Below are 3424 nucleotides of genomic sequence, written 5' to 3'. Positions count from 1 at the left end.
AGCTCCCGTACTGGCCCCCGTTGACCCTCACATTTATGGAGGGGGCCACCATCGGGGTTCCGTCACCGGTGAGGGTAAATATGTAAACATCGGAGACCGTGTTTATGGAGACTGGGACCACCCGCGGCATCTTCACGCGCAGGTATGAGCGCGCATATGCGTTGCCTTCCTGGTCCACGGCGCTCAGTATGTAATCCCCTGGCGGCAGGTTGAACTCGTGCTGGATGGTGAGGTCGGAGTTGAGGCCTGCCCTGGAGCCGCCCGTGCTGAAGCGGTCCACCTCCCCGGAGATGTTGGTGACCGAGATGAAGATGAATTTCTCGCCGCCCGCGCTCTCGCGGAGGCTGATGAACAGGTCCGTATTGGAGGGCGCGACGCTGCCGGGCATTATGCTGTAGCCGCGCATGAATATCTCGCCCCTGGTCCCCTTCACGGCGCGGAAGGCGTCGTAGAAGCCGGCGCCGTAGGCGGCATCGTGGCCATAGGCCTTGACGTAGGCGGAATCCCCGTCGAAGCGCGGGGTGAATATCTCCGAGGTGTCGTTGCCTGAAAGCGGGGTGATTACGGACGCCTTCGCCTTGGGGGTGAGCCAGGATGTGCGGATGAAGATGTTGGAAACGTCGGATGCGGCGTCCGCGGCGGATGCCCAGCCCCCGTCAAGCGTCTGGGGCGCGAAGATTATGAAGCCGGACCTGTACGCGGCAACGCTGTAGGAGCCGCCGAAAGAGTATGCGCTGTCAAGGCCGGACGTGGTGTAGAGCCCGTTCCTGAGCGTGAAGGGCATCTCTGAGGACACGGGCGAGGCGGAGAAGGTTATCCTGAGGCGGGGCGGGAGCTGGGGTGCGGGCACGACCGCGCCGCTTTCGGAAAGCATGCGGGAGAAATCCTGCCCCACATAAAGGATGATGACGCCCCTGTCCATGAGCCGGTACAGCAGGGGGTTGTCACCGGACAATAGCCCTTCGGGCATGTAGCCGCTCGGCACCAGGAGGAACGAGCCGCTGCCCAGCTTGTCAAGCTCGCCCATGGATACCTCATTGACGCCAACCCCATATTCGGAGAGGGATGATGCGAGGGACGAGAGGAAGGCGGGGTACGTTTCCGCCTGGGCGCGGTTGCTGCGCAAAACGAATACGGAATTGGGCACCGGCGAGCCGTACACCTCCGCGTTTATCGTGATGTTCCTGAGGCCTGTGGATTCCAGCTGGAGAACGGAATATGCGGTGCGGTACGGGTGGCGGAAATCCTCGGCGTCGCTCATCGTTATGATGTCGGAATCAACGACGCGGGCGGAAAGCGTTGCCTCCACGACTTCGGTGGTCCATCTCTGCTCCGGGATGGAGACTGTCTGGGCGAAGAGGAACGCGACCAGCCCGAGCAGGAGCACTAGGCCTATGAGGCCGCCCATGCGGAAGAGCGCCCTGGGCTGCACCTCGAACAGGGGCTTGGACTCCTTCTTTTCCTCCTCAGCGGGCATTCCCGCCCTTTTCACCGGGGCGGCTGGCTCGGCCGGCCTCCTTCCCAGCGCGAATAATATTTTTTCCTTTATCTTCTCGCCCAGGGGAACCTCCACCTGCCTGTACTTGCGCTCAAAGGTGTAGCGCTTTTTTATTGAAAGCCTGTAATGGCCGCCGGGGTCGGGGTCCGCATCCATTCACTGCACCAGTTCCAGGAATCCTCCCTTGACAAGCTCGTCCAGGAGCTGCTCAACGCGGGCTTCGGGCACGCGGTGGAATCTGGAGAACTCCGAGACGTTCATGCCCCCGCTGTGGTCCGCCACCCATTCCTGCAGCTTGGTCTTGAGCGCGCTGTCGGACATGCCCTGGAGCTTCTCCATGTTCAGCCTGAGCTCGTCGTTCTCGTTCTTCAGGTCATAGTTCTCCCTGCTGAGGGTGCCGACCTGTTTCTTGAGAAGCGCGTAGTTCCTGCGCAGCGTGTCCACCTCCCGCTTCATGGTGTCGTAGGTGGAGTAGAGCTGCTTGTAGTCGTTCGTCGCGAAGTCCTCTATCTCCTTGACGGTCTGCTCCAGGAGCTGAAGCGGAAGCTTCGGGTCCACTTCGTAATAGTCGCCCACCAGCGTGAACAGGTTGAGGAGGTAGCGCAGCATGTCCATCCTCCTGCGGGTGGGGGAGAGGGACGGGGGGATCGTATAAACGACCTCCACATAGTTCTTGTCGAACTTCACCACCGAGAAGGAATAGGGGTTCTTGCTTATGTCGCGGCTCTCCACGTATGCGGCGCTCACGGAGGATTTCTCCTTGGCGACGCGGAGGAATGAGATGGTGCGGAGCGCGGAGGCGATGTCCTCGGGCCTGCCGGTCATCTTTCCCTCTATCCTGAGGCCGTCCACCTTAGGGGCGGATGTGGGCTTGGGCTCGGGCATGTCAGGCACCCCCCTTCTTCCCTGCCTCAAGGGCCGGCACGTAGTTCAGAAGGGAAAGTGCGAACACCGCGGCCGCGAGCAATAGCGCGAACACAATCACCATGGGGTTGAACTCCGCGCCCATGAGCAGGGGCAAAATCGGGAGCCCTATCGCGATGAGGACCGCGGCGGTTGCGTAGAGGACGAGGTTGCGCTCGAACCGCTTCCTCTTCTCCGCGTATGCGGCGAGGTGGGCGGGGCAGACGACGAGCTCGTTGCCCTTGAGGATGCCCAGCTTCCTCTTCATCTCGCGGATGAACCGTATCACGACGTCCCGCCTGATTGGAGTCCCTTCGGGGACCTCCTTTTCGCATATCCAGCATACCCTTGCCATGCGCTCATCCCTCCAGTGAAACCTGGGTTATCTCCGCGTCGCTCACGCCCGCCTTCCTCTTGTCCGCCTTGGTAAAGATGTTGATGATGGTCGTGTCCTCTATGCCCAGCTCCTTGAGGAACGTGGTTATGTTGGGGCGCGCGATTCCGAACCGCTCCAGCATGATTATGAACGAGACTACGTCAAGGTGGCGGTTGTGCTGCTCAAACAGCCTAACCACCTCCTCAATGCGGTCCTCGCTGAGCCCGAACTCAAGCAGCCTCTTCTTCAAATCCTCCTTATTGAACGGAACTGACCTTGCCACATCAATCGCCTCCTTTTGCTCCTGCGTAAGGACGCCCTCCAGCTCAAGGAAAAGCTCCCTCGCCGGCTCCTCGCCCTCTATCTTGTCCACCAGGAAGGTGGACGGGTACGGAGCGGCGGTGGAAAAAGCCATGTTCACCGCGCACTGCCCGACCCCGAAACGGGAGATTTCGTCCCTCATGAAATTGCTGAAGTTGAGGGAACCCTGGAGATAGTCCAGGTATTTCTCGAACTTCACCTTTAGTATGAAAGTGGTGCCAACGTTGCTGAAGATGGCCTCGCTTATGTCCGTGGGGTTCTGGGAGGCGATTATTATGCCGAAGTTGTATTTCCTCCCTTCCCTCACAATCATGACGGCGTCGCTG

General features: G+C 60.2%; 4 protein-coding genes. All 4 read right to left on the bottom strand.

All coding sequences use genetic code 11. The annotated features are described in order from the left end of the window. Positions 1-1654: hypothetical protein (locus PHF79_04145; GenBank protein MDD5318971.1), on the bottom strand; the 1654-nt coding region annotated here is incomplete at its 3' end. Beyond that, the gene (locus PHF79_04140) at positions 1655-2383 is read right to left on the bottom strand and encodes a hypothetical protein (protein ID MDD5318970.1); all 729 of its coding nucleotides are present in this window, start codon (positions 2381-2383) and stop codon (positions 1655-1657) included. It abuts the gene before it with no gap. 1 nt (position 2384) lies between these two features. Next, positions 2385-2756 (bottom strand): hypothetical protein, encoded by a 372-nt coding sequence (locus PHF79_04135; GenBank protein ID MDD5318969.1) that lies wholly within the window; start codon positions 2754-2756, stop codon positions 2385-2387. A 4-nt stretch (positions 2757-2760) separates the two neighbouring features. Beyond that, positions 2761-3424, bottom strand: a 664-nt coding sequence (locus PHF79_04130; protein ID MDD5318968.1) for a hypothetical protein, incomplete at its 5' end; no start/stop codon positions are given.

The organism is Candidatus Paceibacterota bacterium, assembly GCA_028714275.1.
Lineage (GTDB): Bacteria > Patescibacteriota > Minisyncoccia > Phycocordibacterales > CAINVO01 > CAINVO01.
This window is presented reverse-complemented; position numbering and strand designations above follow the sequence as displayed.

Coding starts and splice junctions, on each gene's coding strand:
- PHF79_04140 (MDD5318970.1), bottom strand. CDS start 2,383: ATGCCCGAGCCCAAGCCCACATCCGCCCCTAAGGTGGACGGCCTCAGG.
- PHF79_04135 (MDD5318969.1), bottom strand. CDS start 2,756: ATGGCAAGGGTATGCTGGATATGCGAAAAGGAGGTCCCCGAAGGGACT.